Source organism: Geomonas sp. Red32 (assembly GCF_023652955.1).
Taxonomy (GTDB): Bacteria; Desulfobacterota; Desulfuromonadia; order Geobacterales; family Geobacteraceae; genus Geomonas.
In genome coordinates, this window is sequence record NZ_JAKLOY010000003.1 from 214,370 (window position 1) to 230,082 (window position 15,713).

The 15,713-nt window shown below is 66.1% G+C and carries 13 protein-coding genes and 1 pseudogene; 9 read left to right on the forward strand and 5 right to left on the reverse strand.

What is annotated here, in order from left to right; all coding sequences use genetic code 11:
• Positions 1-51: 51 nt before the first annotated feature.
• Positions 52-1,866, reverse strand: a complete 1,815-nt coding sequence (locus L4X63_RS10235; protein WP_250678533.1) for a methyl-accepting chemotaxis protein — start codon at positions 1,864-1,866, stop codon at positions 52-54.
• A gap of 239 nt (positions 1,867-2,105) precedes the next feature.
• Positions 2,106-2,606, reverse strand: a complete 501-nt coding sequence (locus L4X63_RS10240; RefSeq protein WP_250678784.1) for a chemotaxis protein CheW — start codon at positions 2,604-2,606, stop codon at positions 2,106-2,108.
• 215 nt (positions 2,607-2,821) lie between these two features.
• On the opposite strand from L4X63_RS10240, the gene buk reads away from it, so the two are divergent.
• From buk to L4X63_RS10260, 4 genes are read left to right on the forward strand one after another with little or no spacing between them, the layout of a single operon-like run.
• The gene (gene buk / locus L4X63_RS10245; protein WP_250678534.1) at positions 2,822-3,901 is read left to right on the forward strand and encodes a butyrate kinase; all 1,080 of its coding nucleotides are present in this window, start codon (positions 2,822-2,824) and stop codon (positions 3,899-3,901) included.
• Positions 3,885-5,411: a phosphate acyltransferase gene (locus L4X63_RS10250; protein WP_250678535.1), complete on the forward strand. Its 1,527-nt coding sequence runs from the start codon at positions 3,885-3,887 to the stop codon at positions 5,409-5,411. Before buk ends, L4X63_RS10250 begins: the two co-directional genes overlap by 17 nt.
• A 7-nt stretch (positions 5,412-5,418) precedes the next feature.
• Positions 5,419-6,183 carry a glycerophosphodiester phosphodiesterase gene (locus L4X63_RS10255; protein ID WP_250678536.1) on the forward strand — a complete coding sequence of 255 codons (765 nt, stop codon included), beginning with the start codon at positions 5,419-5,421 and terminating at the stop codon, positions 6,181-6,183.
• A 5-nt stretch (positions 6,184-6,188) separates the two neighbouring features.
• The gene (locus L4X63_RS10260) at positions 6,189-8,372 is read left to right on the forward strand and encodes an alpha/beta fold hydrolase (protein WP_250678537.1); all 2,184 of its coding nucleotides are present in this window, start codon (positions 6,189-6,191) and stop codon (positions 8,370-8,372) included.
• Positions 8,373-8,553: 181 nt separating this feature from the next.
• Here the strand turns inward: L4X63_RS10260 and L4X63_RS10265 are convergent, their stop codons facing one another.
• On the reverse strand, positions 8,554-8,763 hold the full coding sequence (locus L4X63_RS10265; protein WP_250678538.1) for a hypothetical protein: 210 nt from the start codon (positions 8,761-8,763) through the stop codon (positions 8,554-8,556).
• A gap of 309 nt (positions 8,764-9,072) precedes the next feature.
• Between L4X63_RS10265 and L4X63_RS10270 the strand changes: the two are divergent.
• A pseudogene (locus tag L4X63_RS10270) lies at positions 9,073-9,588 on the forward strand (HAD family hydrolase); the annotation flags it as partial.
• 96 nt (positions 9,589-9,684) lie between these two features.
• Here the strand turns inward: L4X63_RS10270 and L4X63_RS10275 are convergent.
• A complete protein-coding gene (locus L4X63_RS10275; RefSeq protein WP_250678539.1) occupies positions 9,685-10,128 on the reverse strand; it encodes a GSU0071 family protein in 444 nt (147 codons plus the stop codon).
• Between the two features lie 262 nt (positions 10,129-10,390).
• On the opposite strand from L4X63_RS10275, the gene rsgA reads away from it, so the two are divergent.
• Together rsgA and L4X63_RS10285 are read left to right on the forward strand one after the other, a co-directional pair.
• Positions 10,391-11,314, forward strand: coding sequence for a ribosome small subunit-dependent GTPase A (gene rsgA, locus L4X63_RS10280; RefSeq protein ID WP_250678540.1), 924 nt, complete (start codon positions 10,391-10,393; stop codon positions 11,312-11,314).
• Positions 11,315-11,343: 29 nt separating this feature from the next.
• Entirely contained in the window at positions 11,344-12,060 is a 717-nt protein-coding gene (locus tag L4X63_RS10285; protein ID WP_250678541.1) for a spermidine synthase, read from the forward strand.
• Positions 12,061-12,064: 4 nt separating this feature from the next.
• Here the strand turns inward: L4X63_RS10285 and L4X63_RS10290 are convergent, their stop codons facing one another.
• The gene (locus L4X63_RS10290) at positions 12,065-12,478 is read right to left on the reverse strand and encodes a response regulator (protein ID WP_250678542.1); all 414 of its coding nucleotides are present in this window, start codon (positions 12,476-12,478) and stop codon (positions 12,065-12,067) included.
• A 370-nt stretch (positions 12,479-12,848) separates the two neighbouring features.
• Here L4X63_RS10290 and L4X63_RS10295 point away from each other — a divergent pair, with 370 nt between their 5' ends.
• Together L4X63_RS10295 and L4X63_RS10300 are read left to right on the forward strand one after the other, a co-directional pair.
• Complete coding sequence (locus tag L4X63_RS10295; protein WP_250678543.1) at positions 12,849-14,750, forward strand: MEDS domain-containing protein; 1,902 nt, start codon at positions 12,849-12,851, stop codon at positions 14,748-14,750.
• Positions 14,747-15,610 carry a sensor histidine kinase gene (locus L4X63_RS10300; protein WP_250678544.1) on the forward strand — a complete coding sequence of 288 codons (864 nt, stop codon included), beginning with the start codon at positions 14,747-14,749 and terminating at the stop codon, positions 15,608-15,610. The genes L4X63_RS10295 and L4X63_RS10300 overlap by 4 nt, the downstream gene beginning before the upstream one ends.
• Positions 15,611-15,713: the final 103 nt, after the last annotated feature.

The window sequence follows — 15,713 nt, forward strand, 5'->3', positions numbered from 1 at the left end:
TGCTCTCTCCCTCCGGGTGTACGGGGTGGAGTGCGGGAAGGTTCCCGGCCGCTAGTAGTTCTCGAAGTCCTGGTCGTGGAGGTCGTCGCCGCTGCCGAGCTCCAGGTGGGCCCCCGGCGAGTTGGCCACCTTCCTGGCCTGCTCGGCCTCCGGACTCCTGGCTCCCCGCTGCTTTGCGTAGGTCGGCATCCTCTTGACCTGGGCCTTGCTGCCCCGGTGCCGCGGGGCGGCTCCGTTGTCGTCTTCCCCGGTCTTGAAGAAGGCGACGCTCGCCTGCAGCTGTTCCGCCTGGGCGGCCAGCTCCTCCGAGGTGGAGGCGATCTCCTCGCAGGCGGCGGCGTTTTGCTGGATGACCTGGTCGAGCTGCTGGATGGCCTTGTTGATCTGCTCGGCGCCGGTGTCCTGCTCCCGGCTGGCGGCACTGATCTCCTGGACCAGTTCGGCGGTCCGCTGGATATCCGGCACCATGCGGGCCAGCATCTCGCCGGCCTTCTCGGCCACCCCGACGCTGGATATGGAGAGCTCGGCGATTTCGCCCGCCGCGGTCTGGCTCCGCTCGGCAAGCTTTCTCACCTCGCTGGCCACCACCGCGAATCCCTTGCCGTGCTCGCCGGCGCGGGCCGCCTCGATGGCGGCGTTCAGGGCGAGCATGTTGGTCTGGCGGGCAATCTCCTCGATGATGGAGATCTTCCCGGCGATCTGCTTCATGGCGACCACCGTTTCGGCCACCGCCTTTCCTCCCTCCCGGGTGTCGGCGGCCGAAGCCACCGCGATCCGCTCGGTCTGCAGGGCATTGTCGGCGTTCTGCTTGATGTTGGCCGACATCTGCTCCATGGACGCCGAAGCCTCCTCGGCCGCCGCCGACTGCTCGGTGGCCCCCTGCGACATCTCTTCCGAGCTCGAGGAGAGTTCCTGGCTCCCCGCCGCCACGTTGTCGGCCGCACTCTTCACCTGGCCCACGATGGAGGTCAGGTTGGTCACCATGCCATCGAGGCTCTTGCCGAGGAGATCCTCCTCGGACTTCACCTTGATACGGACGGTGAGATCGCCCCCCGCCACCTTGCTGGCCGCCTGGGCCGCTTCCTTGATGTTTTCCACCATGTTCCGGAAGGAGGTGGCCAGCGTGCCGATCTCGTCGCGGGAATCGGCGGTGATGGTCACCCCGACGTCCCCGACCGCCAGCCGGTCGGCGGCGGCAGCAAGCTCCTTCACCGGACGGCTGATGATGCGGGCGATGAAGAAGCCGAAGAAAATCGCCAGGAAGACCCCTGCCGTCGCGAGCGTCACCGTCGACCTGACCGATGCCTTCGCGCTCGCGGTGTTGGCCTCGGCCATCGACTTGGCCTGGGCAATCTTGCGGTCGGTCAGCTTCGCGACGTTAGCCTGGAACTCCCTGGTGACGTTCCCCAGGTCGCCGTAGAGAAGCGCCGAGGCCTCGGCCGTCTTGCCCGCCTTGGCCAGGGCCACCGTCTTGTCGAGCAGGGGGAGGTAGTTCTTGCGGGTGTCCGTCAGCGCCGCGAACATCTTCTTCGCCTCGTCGCTCACCAGGGTCTTCTCGAAGGACGCGAGCTCCTTGTCGGTTTCCTCGCGCAGGGAGAGTATGTTGGCGGCGAACTTTTCGCGGGCGGCCGGCGTCTGGGCGTGGATGAGGTCCCGGACGTTGATCCTCGTCCTCTCGAAGGAGGTCGAGATCGATCCCAGTTCCGTGGCCGGGACCATCATCTTCTCGTACATCACCCGGTCTTCCTGGGCGATTTTCTGTATGTTGGTGACGCCGACCCAGCCGATCACCCCCGCCACCAGGGCGAGCGCCAGGTAGCTCGTCAGTAGTTTCGTTCCAATCTTCAAGTCATAAAACCATCTCATGGCTGTGGTTCCTCGTTGCTACCGTGCGTGAATCCCCGTTTGCGGCCGGGGGTGCCGTTTCTGCCGCTGCTTCGCTACTCCCGTTCAACCCTCGGTTTTTTGATGCACCTCCTCCATTGCGGCGGGCGGCGCCGTCTCTCCGGCTGCTGCCACCGCCCATGCTCGTTGAGGGGAAACCGGTGCGCCTCCCGGAGCTCCATTCCGGACGGGCGTTTCCGTGGAATGCCGGGCGGGATGTACTACGCCGACAGGCGCTGGTCTTCTACGTCTTCGCTCGCTGCTGCGGTGGCTCCGGCAAAGATCCTGTCGATGTCGAGGATGATGATGAACTGGTCGTTGTGCTTACCCATCCCCTTCAGGAAATCGATGTTGAGACGGGTGCCGATCCGGGGAGGAGGCTCGATCTGGCTGGCTTCCAGGTCCAGCACCTCCTGCACCGCGTCCGCCATGGCCCCCATCACCACCTTCTCGCCGTCGAGCTCGACCTCCACGATGATGACGCAGGTGTTTACCGTCTTCTCCGCCCTGGCCATCCCGAACTTCTGCCTGAGGTCCAGTACCGGCACCACGCTCCCGCGCAGGTTGATCACCCCGCGCATGTAGTCGGGGGTCTGGGGCACCTTGGTGGTGGTCGTGAAGTCGAGGACCTCCCGGACCTTGGCGATTTCCAGCGCGAACATCTCCTCTTCCAGTTTGAACGTCAGGTACTGTGTAGTTTCCGTTACCACATCGACCGCCATGTCGTATCTCCTTTCCGCTTTGATCATCGCCGGCCGCTCCTTTCCCGGAGCGCTATCCTGACCGAATGGGTTTGGTATCGACTGTCCTGCAAAAATATTGAGCTTTTTCTTTCACCTTATTCGCTTATAATCTTCCGCAAGACCCCGGAGGGGTGCTACCCTGCTCCGGCCGGCAATGCCCGCCTCGTTTAACCGTTCGCACCCGGAGAAACCTGATGAACATCCTCGCCATCGACCCCGGTTCCACCTCGACCAAGATCGGCATCTACCGCCATGGAGAGCTGGTAAAGGGATGCATCCGGCATCCCCACGCCGAGATCGAAAGTTTCCCGCGGGTGATGGACCAGCTCGACTACCGGCTGGCGGCCCTGGAGGGTTACCTCGCCGAGCAGGGGGACACCGCGGCCTTCGACATCGTGGTGGGGAGGGGAGGCCTGGTCAGGCCGGTGCCGGGGGGGACCTACCTGGTGGACGACCTCCTCGAGGCCGATCTCGTGCGGGGGGTGAGCGGCGAACACGCCTGCAACTTGGGCGGGGTACTCGCCCGGCGGGTGGCCGACCGCCACGGGGTAGCCGCCTGCATCGTGGACCCTCCGGTGATCGACGAGCTCTGGCCGCCGGCCCGCTTCTCCGGCCTGAAGGGGGTGGAGCGGACCAGCATGTTCCACGCGCTCAACCAGCGCGCCGTGGCGCTTGCCGTTGCCCGCGAGCTCGGGCGCGGCTACCGCGAGCTCAACCTGATCGTGGCCCACCTGGGAAGCGGTATCACCATCGGTGCCCACCGGCAGGGTAGGGTGGTGGACGTCAACAACGGCCTCAACGGCGACGGCCCCTTCTCCCCGGAGCGGACCGGCGGCCTTCCCCTCATCGGGGTCCTGCGCCTTTTGGAAAAGGGAAGCTGCTCCATCGACGAGCTCAAGGTGGTGATCGCCCGCCGCGGCGGCATCTTCAGCTACCTGGGGACGGTGGAGTTGACCGAGGTCGAGGAGCGGATCGCCCGGGGGGAGCGGGAGGCGGCCCAGGTCTTCGAGGCGCTGGTGTACCAGGTGGCCAAGGAGATCGGTGCGCTGGCCGCCGCCCTCGACGGAGAGGTGGATGCGGTACTATTAACGGGAGGGCTCGCGTTCTCGCAGGCGTTCACCGGGGCGCTTGCCGCCAAGGTCTCCTTCGTCGCGCCGGTCCTCATCCGGCCGGGGGAATACGAGCTCGAGGCGCTGGTGGAGGCGGGGGTACGGGTGTTGACCGGGGTGGAGCAGGCGAAGAGGTACGGGGGGAGCCATGAAGATCGGCCCTAATCTGCAGGCGGTGCTCGAGGCCCGGGAGGTGCCGGCGGAAAGCATCTGCGAGGCGCTCGGGTGGGATGCCGAGACGCTCTCGGCGGTGCTGGGCGACCGGCTCGCCCCCCGGATCTCCGAGCTTTTGCGCCTCTCCACCTTCCTCGGGGTCGGGCTCTCCACCCTCCTCTTCGGCCGCGAGCAGCTGGAGAGCCGGGTGGTGAAGACCGCCAAGAACGAGCGGGTGGGGGTGGACCGCAAGGGGCTTCTCCACTACGAGAGCCTCTCCCCCTCCTTCGCCGGCCGCCACTTGGAGCCGTTCGTCATCGACCTCTACCACGGCTCCCCCCACGACCTGGAGGTGAGCCGCCACCCCGGCGAGGAGTTTCTCCATGTCCTCAATGGGGAGCTGCTGGTGACCGTCGGGGGGGAGAGCCACCACCTTGCCGAGGGGGATTCGCTCTACTTCGACTCGGGGCTCACCCATTCGCTGCAGGCGGTCACCCCGCTTGCCCGGGTCATTGCCGTCATCTACAAGAGCGAGTCGATGCTGAGGCTCACCAAGGGGCGCGGGATGCGGAGCGTGATCGAGGCCGCCAAGCTCCTCACCCGGCAGCAGGTAGCCCTGGCCTGCCCCGACCACAGTTCGCTCGCCGCCCTCAACAAGGCGATCGAGGAGGGGCTCGTCGACCGCGTGTACCTGGTCGGGAGCGCTGCCAAGGTCAGGGAGGCCTGCGGGAGCGAGCTGGTCTTCGACAAGCGCTACCTCCTGGTGGAGGTTCCCGACGATCTCCCCGACTATGCCGGCCGGGCCGCGCGTACCGCCGTCCAGCTCGTGCGGGGAGGGAAGGCCGACATGGTCATGAAGGGGGGGATCAACACGGCCCCCTTCACCAAGGCGATCCTCGACCATGAGCAGGGGATCGGCACCGGCAGGAGGCTCTCCATCGTGAGCGTCTTCGAGCTCCCCGGCGTGGAGCGGCTGATCTTTCTGACCGACCCGGCCATCAACCCCGAGCTCTTCCAGCACCAGGACCCCGCCAGCGGGATCGACATCATCGAGAACGCCATCGAGGTGGCCCGGGGGCTTGGGGTGGAGCGGCCGCGGGTGGCCCTTTTGGAGGCCAACGAGGTCCCCTCGGACAAGATCCCCACCACCCTCCTCGAGAAGGCCCTGGCCGAGCGCCTCTGGCCGGACGCCGAGGTGGACGGTCCGCTTTCCTACGACCTGGCCCTCTACCCGGAGGCGGTGGAGAAGAAGGGGCTTGCCGGGCACCCGGTGGCCGGACGGGCCGACGTGCTGGTGGTCCCCTCCATCTCCGGAGGCAATTTCCTCTACAAGAGCTGGGCCTTCACCATGGGGGCCGAGGTCGCCAACGTGGTGCTCGGCGCCCGTTTCCCGGTCGTCATGACCTCCCGTAACGATTCCGACCTGACCAAGTTCCTGACCATCTGCGTGAGCGCCCTCCACGGCCATTTCCTCAAGCGCTCCACCGCCGCCGGGCCGGTTCCCGCCGCCTCCACCCCCTGAGGAGCCTATGCCCCCTTCTCTCCCCCTCATCATCGGACACCGGGGGGCCTCCAGCGAGGCCCCCGAGAACACGCTCGCTTCCTTCCGGCTCGCCTTCCAGGAGGGGGCCGACGGGATCGAGGCCGATTTCCAGCTTACCCGCGACGGCGAGATCGTCTGCCTGCACGACGCCGGTACCGGCCGCACCGCCGGGATCGACCTCCCGGTGGCGGGCTCCACATTGGCCGAGTTGCGCCGCCTCGACGTGGGGCTTTGGAAGGGGGAACGCTGGCGCGGGGCGAGGATCCCGGCCTTGCGGGAGGTGCTGGGGGCCCTCCCCGACGGCAAGAGGCTCTTCGTCGAGCTCAAGGGGGGCCCGGAGCTCGTCGAGCCGGTCGCCCGGGAGGTGGCCCTGCACACGGTCGACCCGTCGAGGCTTCGTTTCCTCTGCTTCGACGCCGAGGTGATCCGCCTCATCAAGAAAAAGCTCCCCCACTGCCGGGCCTGCTGGCTAACCGACTACCGCTTCCGCGGCTACTGGCGCCCCTCGCCGGCCGAGGTGCTGGCCACCCTGGCCGGGATCTCGGCCGACGGGCTCGCGAGCCGCGACCGGGCCGTCCTCGATGAGGCGCTCGTGGGGACCCTGAGGAGCCGGGGGATGGAGGTACACGTCTGGACGGTGGATTCCCCGGCCGCCGCCAGAAGGCTCTGCGGGCTCGGGGTCGACTCCATCATGACCAACCGCCCGGGGCGGCTCCGCGCCTCGCTGGAAGGGAAGGGGGGGAGACCGTGAACCGGATGGCCTACCTCGCAACCGGCCGGATGATCGCCATGGCGGAGAAGTTCTCCCGCCTCAGGGTACACGTCCACGGCCAGGAGAACATCCCCCGCGACCGGGGGGTGATCTTCGTGGTCAACCACTTCACCCGGATCGAGACCCTGCTCCTTCCCTACCACATCCACCTCTTGACCCACCACCCGGTCTGGTCGCTGGCCGATGCCTCCTTCTTCGACGGCCCCTTGAGCGGTCTGCTCGACATGATGGGGGCCATCTCGACCAAGAGCCCGGACCGCGATCAGGTGGTGGTGAAGACCCTTCTGACCGGCGAAGCCAACTGGATCATCTTCCCCGAGGGGCGCATGGTGAAGGACAAGCGCCATTTCCGGCGCCGCTTCCTGCTTCCCTCCCGCGGGACCAGGCCCCACTCGGGCGCCGCCACCCTCACGCTCAGGACCGAATTCTACCGCCAGCGCCTCTCCCTTTTGACGAGTAGCGACCCCGCCGAGGCGGACCGGATCCTGCAGCGGTTCGGGATCGAGGACCCGGGACCGGTCTTGAGCGGGAAGTGCTGGATCGTCCCGGTCAACCTCACCTACTACCCCCTGAGGGCCAAGGAGAACATCCTCGGCACCCTGGCCAACGTCTACCTCAAGGGGGCCTCGCCGCGCCTTAAGGAGGAGATGCTGACCGAGGGGAGCATGCTCTTTTCCGGGGTCGACATCGATATCCGGTTCGGCGAGCCGCTCGACCCGTCGCTATCCCTTCTGAAGCCTCCCATCAGCCGGGACATCGGTTCCCGGGGAGGGCTCGGGTTCGACGACCCGCTTCCCTCGCTCCCCGACCTCCGGCGGGAGGCGCACCGGCTCATGGAGAGCTTCATGTCCTCCATCTACCGGCTCACCACGGTCAACCACGATCATCTCTTCGCTTCGCTGCTCCGCGCCTACCCGCTGGCGAGCATCGACGAGGACGACCTGCGCCGCCGCGTCTTCCTGCTCGCCTCTGAGTGCCTCGCCAAGAGCCGGGTCCACTGCCACACAAGCCTCAAGACGGGGCAGCTGGCCCTGCTCACCGACGACCGCTACCACAAGTACCGGGACTTCCTCCTGCTGGCCCTGGAGACCGGGGTGGTCACCAGGAAGGAGGGGGTGCTCCACAAGGACCGGAGCAAGTTCTCGGCCCCCTTCGACCTGCAGCGGGTCCGCATCGAGAACCCGCTGGGGGTGATCGCCAACGAGGTGATGCCGCTCTCCGCCCTGCAGCGGGAGGTCCACCTGATGGACTGGCTCCCTGCTTTCGTGGTGCGCGCCCGGGTGGCCGCCCTCCTGGAGCGCCAGGCGCTGGCCGAGTTCGAGGCCGACTACCGTGAATTTTACCGGGACGGGGAGACCAAGGAGCGGCGGGTCGGCGCCCCGGTCCTTTTGAGGGGGCGCTCGCGCAAGGTCGGGGTGGTGCTCGTGCATGGCTTCCTGGCCGCCCCCGCCGAGGTAGCGGAGCTCGCCCATTACCTGAACGAGAAGGGGTGCTACGTCTACCAGGTGCGCCTGAAGGGGCACGGCACCTCGCCCGACGACCTCGCGCTGAGGAGCGGCGCGGACTGGGTGGAGTCGGTGGACCTCGGGGTGGCCCTGATGAAGGCTCTGTGCGACCGGGTGGTGCTCGGGGGATTCTCCTTCGGCGCCGGAGTGGCCCTCGACTGCGCCAGCCGGGTTCCCGGCATCGCCGGGGTCTTCGCCGTCTGCCCGCCGCTTAGGCTCATGGACATCTCCTCCCGCTTCGCCCCCGCCATCACCGTCTGGAACCGGCTGATGGACGCCTTCAGTTACCAGTGGGCCAAGAAGGAGTTCGTGGAGACCGTCCCGGAGCGGCCGCACATCAACTACGCCCGCCTCCCGGTCAGCGGGGTGCTGGCCTTGGGGCGTTTCATGAAGGATCTGGAGGGGAAGCTGCACGGGATAGAGACGCCGGTCCTGGTGGTGCAGGCCGCGGGGGACCCGGTGGTGGATCCCCGGGGCTCCCGGCGCCTGTTCGAACTTTTGGGGAGCCGGCAGAAGGGGTACCGCCTCTTCCCGTTCGAACGCCACGGGATCCTGGCGGGCCCCGGGTCCGGCGAGGTCTTCGTCTCTATCGACCGTTTTCTGGAGGGTGTGATGGGGGGAGCGCCGCTGTTCGAAGGGGAGGGGGGAGAACTTCCCGGGTAGAAATGGCGAGAGGGCGAGGAGAATGCGCCTCGCCCTTGCTTTGGCTGGGTGGGCCTCCAGACCCCGCGGTCATGAAAACCGGGAGCTGTCGGCGGCGGGGGTTAGGGGTGCTGGTTTTTGTGCCTCACGTAGGAGAGCACCTGGGTGGAAACGGCTACAAACGAGATCAGTGCGAAAATCGTTACCACGGCGTTGAGCATGATTCACCTCCCTTGTTGTGTTGACGACCGCTCATGGTGACCTTGCGGGGCGGGATCAGCTCCTCTTCGGAGCTTCCGGCTCCCGGCATGGTACCGGGGACCAGCCGCGACTGTCCGGCCCAGGCCACTGCGGATACCCGCAACGCTGCTGCCACCATCACGACTGCTAATGCGATCACTGCCATCATCATGGAATTCCCTCCGGCCGCTCCTGCGGCATTTCATTTAATGAAGCTAAATGCGCGGAGCGTGCCAACGCTAAGCTGGCCATTTCATTAAAGAGACTCCCCCCCGGCGTTTTTTTCGCTGTTCACCTTTCGCACACCTGCTGTTCAAGGCCGGTACAGGCGCAGCTCCGGTGGCGGCGGGGATAGGTGGCCTCCCGGCGGGCGCGCCGCCGGCGGCCGGTGTGAACCCCTCGTCCGCGGAATGCCTGCCGGATGCGGTGGCGCGTCTATTGGGCGTTTAACTTTTCGGCGGGATCTGTTACAAGGGGAGCTATGGAAAACGCGCACTCCGGAGCAATCCTGGCGAGCAGGCACTGGGTCTTCGATCTCGATGGCACCCTCACCGTCGCGGTGCATGACTTCGACGCCATCAGGAAGGCCCTCGGCGTCCCCCACGGGGGTGACATCCTCGCCTACCTGAGCTCGCTTCCCGAGGAGGAGGCGCGGCTGGCCAGGGGGAAGCTCAACGACATCGAGATGGAACTGGCGGGACGCAGCCGGGCGGCGGTAGGGGCCCGGACGCTGGTGGGGCTGCTCCATGCCCAGGGGGCGCAGCTTGGGATCCTGACCCGCAATACGCGGGAGAACGCGCTGGTCTCCCTGGGGCGGATCGGGCTCGCGCAGTACTTCCCCCCCTCGCACGTGCTCGGTCGCGACGAGGCCCCCGCCAAGCCGGACCCGGACGGGATCCACCAGTTGGCGCGGCGCTGGGGCGTGGCTGCTCACCAGGTTGTCATGGTGGGGGATTATCGTTTCGACCTGGAAACGGGGCGTGCGGCGGGGGCGGGGACGGTCCACGTCGACCCCAGCAGGCTCTTCGCCTGGCCGGAGTTGGCGGACCTGGCGGTAGCCAGCCTGGCGGAACTGGCTACCGCGGTGGCCTTTTTACAGGGCGGCGAGGCTCTCCAGCTCGTGGTCGGTGATCTGGACGATCTCGTCGTAGATGGCGAGCATGACGTGGAGGCGGCACCACTTCTTGATCACGCTGGTGATCAGGTAGGCGGCGTTGACCAGGGTCCCCGATAGCAGGGCGATACCCAGCAGGCGCTGGTCATCCATGGAGATGAGGATCACTGCATAGATGGCGATGAAGACCATGGAGGCTAGCCAGGCAACCTCCGGCCCCTTGAACGGGTTGACCATCACCTTGGTGAGCTCGATGTAGTAGCGGGTCATCCCCCGCACCCGGCGCATCGCCTCGGCGATCTCGCCGGCCGGCTGCTTGAGGTAGATGCGGGCCAGGAAGTGGGTGAGGGCGGTTTCCTTGTCCTTTACCATGCGCTCGTTTACGTATCCATCGATTGCTTCGTCTACGGTCTCTTTGTTCATGATCCACCACCTAAAGAGCGGGCGGCGCCCAAGCTTTGGCTCCGCATTGCAGGAAAAGGGCCTGGGCCGCATGGCGGGGAGGATCCACCTCCAGGCTCTGATGCCTCCTCTTATCGGTACCACCGGAAGTTAGTTTAGATGATGGTGCAAAAAATCGGCTTGTCAAATGGGGGCCCCGTGCGTGCTCCCGTTTCTTCCTCCGTTTGCCCCAGGTGGCGGCGGACCCAAGGAGACAGTGTGAAGCAGCGGAGTGGGAATACGGATGAGTAGCAAACGGTGCCAGTCGGGGGAGGGATCCCCGGTCGAGGGGGTAATCGTATCCCATTTCGGCGTCGCCGTCGAGGTGCAGGTGGCCGACGGCGAACGGATGATGGTGCGGGTCAAGCGGAACTCCGGCCATGTGGTCGGGGACCGGGTCGTGGTCCGGGGCGAGGTCCTCGACCGCCTGGAAAGGCGAAGCGAGCTGCGCCGGCGTGACGCCCGGGGTGGAGTCCACCTCGTGGCCGCCAACCTGGATGTGCTCGGCATCGTGCTGGCTCCCCTCTCTCCTCCCGGTTTCGCCGACCGAGCCATTGTCGCCGCTCGCGCCGCCGGGCTGGAGCCGTTCCTGATCTTCAACAAGTGCGACCTTCCCGAGGCGGTTCCCTCGGCTGAGGAGGCGGAGAGGACTTACCGCGGGACGGTTCCCTTCTTCGCGCTGAGCGCCGCCACCGGGCAGGGGATCGAGGCGTTGGCCTCCTTCCTCAAGGAAGGGCACCGCGGTGTCTTTGTCGGCTCCACCGGGGTGGGGAAGAGCTCCCTGATGAATGCCCTCTGCCCGGACATCAACCTGAAGGTGGGGGAGGTGAGCGAGCACCGCTGGCTCGGCAGGCACACCACGACGGTGTCGTCCTTGCACGCGCTCCCCGGCGGGGGGGAGCTGGTGGATACCCCGGGCTTTCGCGATTTCGGCCTGGTGGACATCTCCTCTTCCGAGGTCGCCGAGCATTTCCCCGGCTTCGAGTCGCTGGATTGCCGCCCCTGCCGTTTCCGCAACTGTCGCCACCGCAAGGAGCCGGGGTGCGAGGTGGCTGCCCTGGTGGAAGCAGGCCGGCTCTCGGCGGAGCGCTACCGCAACTATCTCGCCATCCTCGACGAGGCGGAGGCGGCCGAAGATGAGGCGCTCAGGCGCCCGCGCAGAAAATAGAGGGAGCAAACGATCAAGGAGGTTTTTCGATGGCGCAACCCTGGATGGTACTGGACCGGGTGCATACCCCGGACGGGGTGCTTGAACTTAGGAGGCGGGGGGAGCGGGATTTCCTGATCACCGTCAACGGGCTGGTGCTCATGAACAGTTCCCTGCACCGTTCCGAGGTCGCACTCGGCGAGGTCGCCTGCGCGCCGCTGAAGGAGCATCCCGCTCCCCGGGTGCTGGTTGCGGGGCTCGGGATGGGGATCACCCTGAGGGCGGTGCTGGATGCGCTTCCCCCTTCGGCGGCCGTGGTGGTGGCCGAGCTTAACCCGGTGGTGGTCGACTGGTGCCGGGGGGCGCTCGCCCCTCTGACTGCTTCGGCGGTGAGCGATCCCCGGGTGACCGTGGAGATCGAGGACGTCTCCCGGGTGATCATGAAGAGCGCCGGCGGGGGGGAGCGTTTCGACGCGGTGGTGCTCGATCTTTACACCGGTCCCCACTCCCGCTCCGACAAGGTGATGGATCCCCTCTATGGAAGCGTGGCGATCGAGCTCACCCGCTCTGCGCTGAGGCCGGGCGGGGTGTTTGCGGTGTGGGGGGAGAATGTGGACGCCGCGTTCGAGAAGCGGCTCAAGGGGGCGGGCTTTGCGGTCACCACGGACCGCCCCGGCCGCGGCGGTTTGCGGCACGTGGTCTACCTGGCGCGTCTTCCCGGCCAGCAGGAGGCGCCGCGGGGAAGGCGTGGGGGAGGCCGGCGCTAACGGCTTAGGCCGCCCGCCTCATCCGGGACGGCCGGTCCCCCCCGGGGCCGGGGGCGATGAGGTTCCTGACGGTGGCGACCAACTGCTCGGCGGTGAACGGCTTCGCGAGGTAGCCGTCGGCGCCGTGGGTGTCGACGAGCCTGCTGAGCTCCTCCTCGTCCTTGGAGGAGATCAGCAGCACCGGGATGTGGCGGCTTTTGTCGCGGGACTTGAGCAGCCGGAGCTTCTTGTCCCCCGACATGAGCGGCATGACCACGTCGAGCATGATCAGGTCGGGAGGGGTATTGGAGTAGATCAGGTGGTTGGAGTAGACACCGTTGTCCGCAACGGAGACCCGGAAACCGGCCGCCTCGAGGAAATCGCTGGCCATGGCCAGCACGACCTGACAGTCGTCGATGACGACGATGTGCTTCGACATTCATCCTCCCCGGAAATAACAGAACGCTGTTTTGTATATCACACAGCCGGCCCGCTGTCTAGCCTGAACTTTAATGAGAACGTTACCGCGCCCCCCTTTACAGGAGGGGCTGTTATCCCGCCTCCTCTCCGCTTTCTTGCTGCTCTCCCCGATAAATAACTTGAATTGCAAAGACTTTTCGTTACCGGTAAGCGCTTCCCCCCTTCCTTGGGCACCTTTCGGGCTCTCCCCCGCCGGCGTCCGGGTAACTTCTCCTCCGCGGAAGTTGCCGGTTTTCTTACCCTGTTCTCCCGTCTCCTTCGGCACCGGTTTATTGCACCTTTCCCCATTTCCAGTAGTATTAAGAGAAAATAATTTTAAGGTGAGAGCAATGGCGCAACGAGAACCGATACAACTCCCGGGGCTCGAGGAGGCGGGACGTCACCACCACCTCTGCCTGCTGTACGACGGGGAGGAGGAGATCCTGACCCCGGTGGTCCCCTTCATCCAGAAGGGGCTCTCCCTCGGGGAGCGCTGTCTCTACCTCCATGGCGGGGAAGAGACCCTCGAGCGGGTGCTTAAAAACGCGGTGCTGGGGCAGAAGCACGACATCGGGGCGCTTAAGCTTTTGCCGGTGGAGGAGTGCTGGCTCAAGGGAGGAAGCTTCACTCCGAAGAGCGTCATCGAGCTTCTCGCTTCCCTCTCCGCCATGGCATCGACCGACGGCTTCCGGGCCACCCGGGTCATCTGCGACATGGGGTGGGCGGCCGGGGACCCCTCGCTTACCGCGCTCCTGATCGAGTTCGAGTTGCTCCTCAACCGGCTGGCCGAGCAACTCGACGTCACCATCCTTTCTCTGTACCGCCGGCGGGCTTTCCCCGCCGAGGTCATCCTGGAACTCGCCAAACTCCACCCGCAGCTGGTCGTCGCCGGCAAGATCTGTCCCAACCCCCTTTTCGTGCCGGCCGGTCACGCCCCCCGGCGTAGCCGCTCGGATGGCGAGCTCGATCTGCTGCTGGCGGTATCCCAGCTCTGTGCCACCGCGGCGGCCGAGCGGGAGCGGATGCGGCAGGAACTCGAGCAGGCTTACGCCGCCCTGGCGCGCAAGATCTACGAGAACTGGCAGGAGGAGGACACCCTCAAGGCGAGCGAAAAGAGGCTCCAGGAGCAGGATGATCTGCTGCTCGAGCACCGCCGAAGGTTGCAGACCATCCTGCAGCACCTTCCGGCTGTGATGCTGGCCTTCGATAGGGAGGGCTCGGTGTCCGCCTGCAACCACGAGTTCGAGCGGATCACCGGCTTCAGGCCGGAGGAGGTGATGGGGCGGCAGATGCGGGAGCTCTTCCACCTTTCCGGCGAGGGGGCGGAAGAGGTGCTGGAGGCCCACCCTGAAGAGGGGGGACATTACCGGGGCAGGGAGTGGGAGCTTCGCTGCAAGGACGGCTCGTTACGCAGCATCTCCTGGTCCAATATCTCCCGCTACGTTCCCATCCAGGGCTGGGCCAACTGGATCACCGGGCTCGACGTGACCCCGAGGATCGATGCCGAGGTCGGCCTCAAGTCCTTGAGCAGCGAGCTCGAGGCCCGCACCTGCGAACTCGAGCTCTTCGGGCACGCCGTTTCCCACGATCTTAGCTCCCAACTGGCCAAGATCGGGGCCCATTGCGCCCTGATGCAGGAGCTGCACGCCCCCGCGCTCACCCCCCAGTGCCGGGAACTCCTCTCCAGCATCCAGCAGGCCACCCTCGAGATGGTGGGGCGGATCAATGCCCTCGAACGCCTCACTACGCTCGCCTCGGCGGAGATGGAGCCCGAAGAAGTGGATCTGACCGCCATGGCCCGCGAAATTGCCGAATGGCTGAGAAAAAGCGGAGAGCGTTCGGTGACCTTCCGGATCGAGGAGGGGGTCCGCGCGCGCGGCGACCGGCGGCTCCTCAGGCTGGCTCTCGAGCAGCTTTTGGAGAACGCCTGGAACTACACGGCCGCGGTACCCGCCCCGGTCATCGAGTTCGGCACCGTGGTCGCGGCCGGGGAACGGAGCTTCTACGTGAGCGACAACGGCCCGAGGCCGCCGCTTCTCCCCCCCGACCCGGCAGGATGCCGGAAACTGCACGCGGAGCACCTTTGCTGCGGCATCGGCCTGGCCACCGTCCAACGGATCATCACCCTGCATCGAGGCAGGATCTGGGCGGCACGAGAGAGCGAACAGGGAGGAACCCTCTGCTTCACGGTGGAGGGGAGAGGGGAGCCTCAGAGCTGGCAGGAAACGGCCCCCCAGGAGGTGGTGATGTGACCAATGAAAAAGGGCTTCCCCCGCTTTTGGAGGTCTCCAACCCGGCGGACCTTAAAAGTTCCATCCATAACTCGCTGGAGAGCATCCGTGACCTCCTCCTGCGCCGTCCCGATCACGAGGAGCTCGGGGCCCTGACCCAGCAGGTGGAGCGCCTGCTGACCGAGCAGGGGGCCCGGCTGGAGTCGATCAACCGCGACCTGGAGGCCTTCAACTACTCGGTCGCCCACGATCTCTGCGCCCCCCTGACCCGTATCTGCGGTTTCACCCAGGCCCTCAAGGAGCGCTGCGGCGCCCGCCTCGACCCGGAGGCGATCGACTACCTGGAGCGGATCCACAAGTCGTCCCTGCACATGAACGAGCTTATCGAGGCCCTCCTGGAGCTTTCCCAGCTCTCCTACCAGAGCCTCAAGAAGGAGCTGGTCGACCTCTCTGCCATCGCCAGCGAAACGGCGGGCGAGCTCTCCCAGGGTATGCCGGAGCGCCGGGCCGATTTCGTCATCGAGCCTAAGATAACCACCATCGGGGACTCGAGGCTTTTGGAGATCGCCATGAAGAACCTGATGAGAAACGCCTGGAAGTTCACCCGCCTCAGGGAGACCGCCTGTATCGAGTTCGGGGCCCGCGAGATGGGGAGCGGCCGCGCCTGCTTCGTTCGGGATAACGGGGTCGGTTTCGACATGTGCAACGCCGAGAAGATGTTCCAGGCCTTCCAGAGGCTCCACAACAGCGCCGAGTACCCCGGCCACGGCATCGGGCTCACCACCGTCCAGCGGATCATCACCCGGCACGGCGGACGGATCTGGGCAGAAGGGGAGGTTGACAAGGGGGCTACCTTCTATTTCACGCTGACTCCTGCCTGAGGCAGATCGGAGGAAGGGGGGCTCGTAAACGATGTGGGGAAATGGCGGTAAAGCGGGGAAGGGTTAGGCGGGGGGAACCGGCCGGCTCCTCCCCGCGGGTAAT

Coding starts and splice junctions, on each gene's coding strand:
- L4X63_RS10235 (WP_250678533.1), bottom strand. CDS start 1,866: ATGAGATGGTTTTATGACTTGAAGATTGGAACGAAACTACTGACGAGC.
- L4X63_RS10240 (WP_250678784.1), bottom strand. CDS start 2,606: ATGGCGGTCGATGTGGTAACGGAAACTACACAGTACCTGACGTTCAAA.
- buk (WP_250678534.1), top strand. CDS start 2,822: ATGAACATCCTCGCCATCGACCCCGGTTCCACCTCGACCAAGATCGGC.
- L4X63_RS10250 (WP_250678535.1), top strand. CDS start 3,885: ATGAAGATCGGCCCTAATCTGCAGGCGGTGCTCGAGGCCCGGGAGGTG.
- L4X63_RS10255 (WP_250678536.1), top strand. CDS start 5,419: ATGCCCCCTTCTCTCCCCCTCATCATCGGACACCGGGGGGCCTCCAGC.
- L4X63_RS10260 (WP_250678537.1), top strand. CDS start 6,189: ATGGCCTACCTCGCAACCGGCCGGATGATCGCCATGGCGGAGAAGTTC.
- L4X63_RS10265 (WP_250678538.1), bottom strand. CDS start 8,763: ATGATGATGGCAGTGATCGCATTAGCAGTCGTGATGGTGGCAGCAGCG.
- L4X63_RS10275 (WP_250678539.1), bottom strand. CDS start 10,128: ATGAACAAAGAGACCGTAGACGAAGCAATCGATGGATACGTAAACGAG.
- rsgA (WP_250678540.1), top strand. CDS start 10,391: ATGAGTAGCAAACGGTGCCAGTCGGGGGAGGGATCCCCGGTCGAGGGG.
- L4X63_RS10285 (WP_250678541.1), top strand. CDS start 11,344: ATGGCGCAACCCTGGATGGTACTGGACCGGGTGCATACCCCGGACGGG.
- L4X63_RS10290 (WP_250678542.1), bottom strand. CDS start 12,478: ATGTCGAAGCACATCGTCGTCATCGACGACTGTCAGGTCGTGCTGGCC.
- L4X63_RS10295 (WP_250678543.1), top strand. CDS start 12,849: ATGGCGCAACGAGAACCGATACAACTCCCGGGGCTCGAGGAGGCGGGA.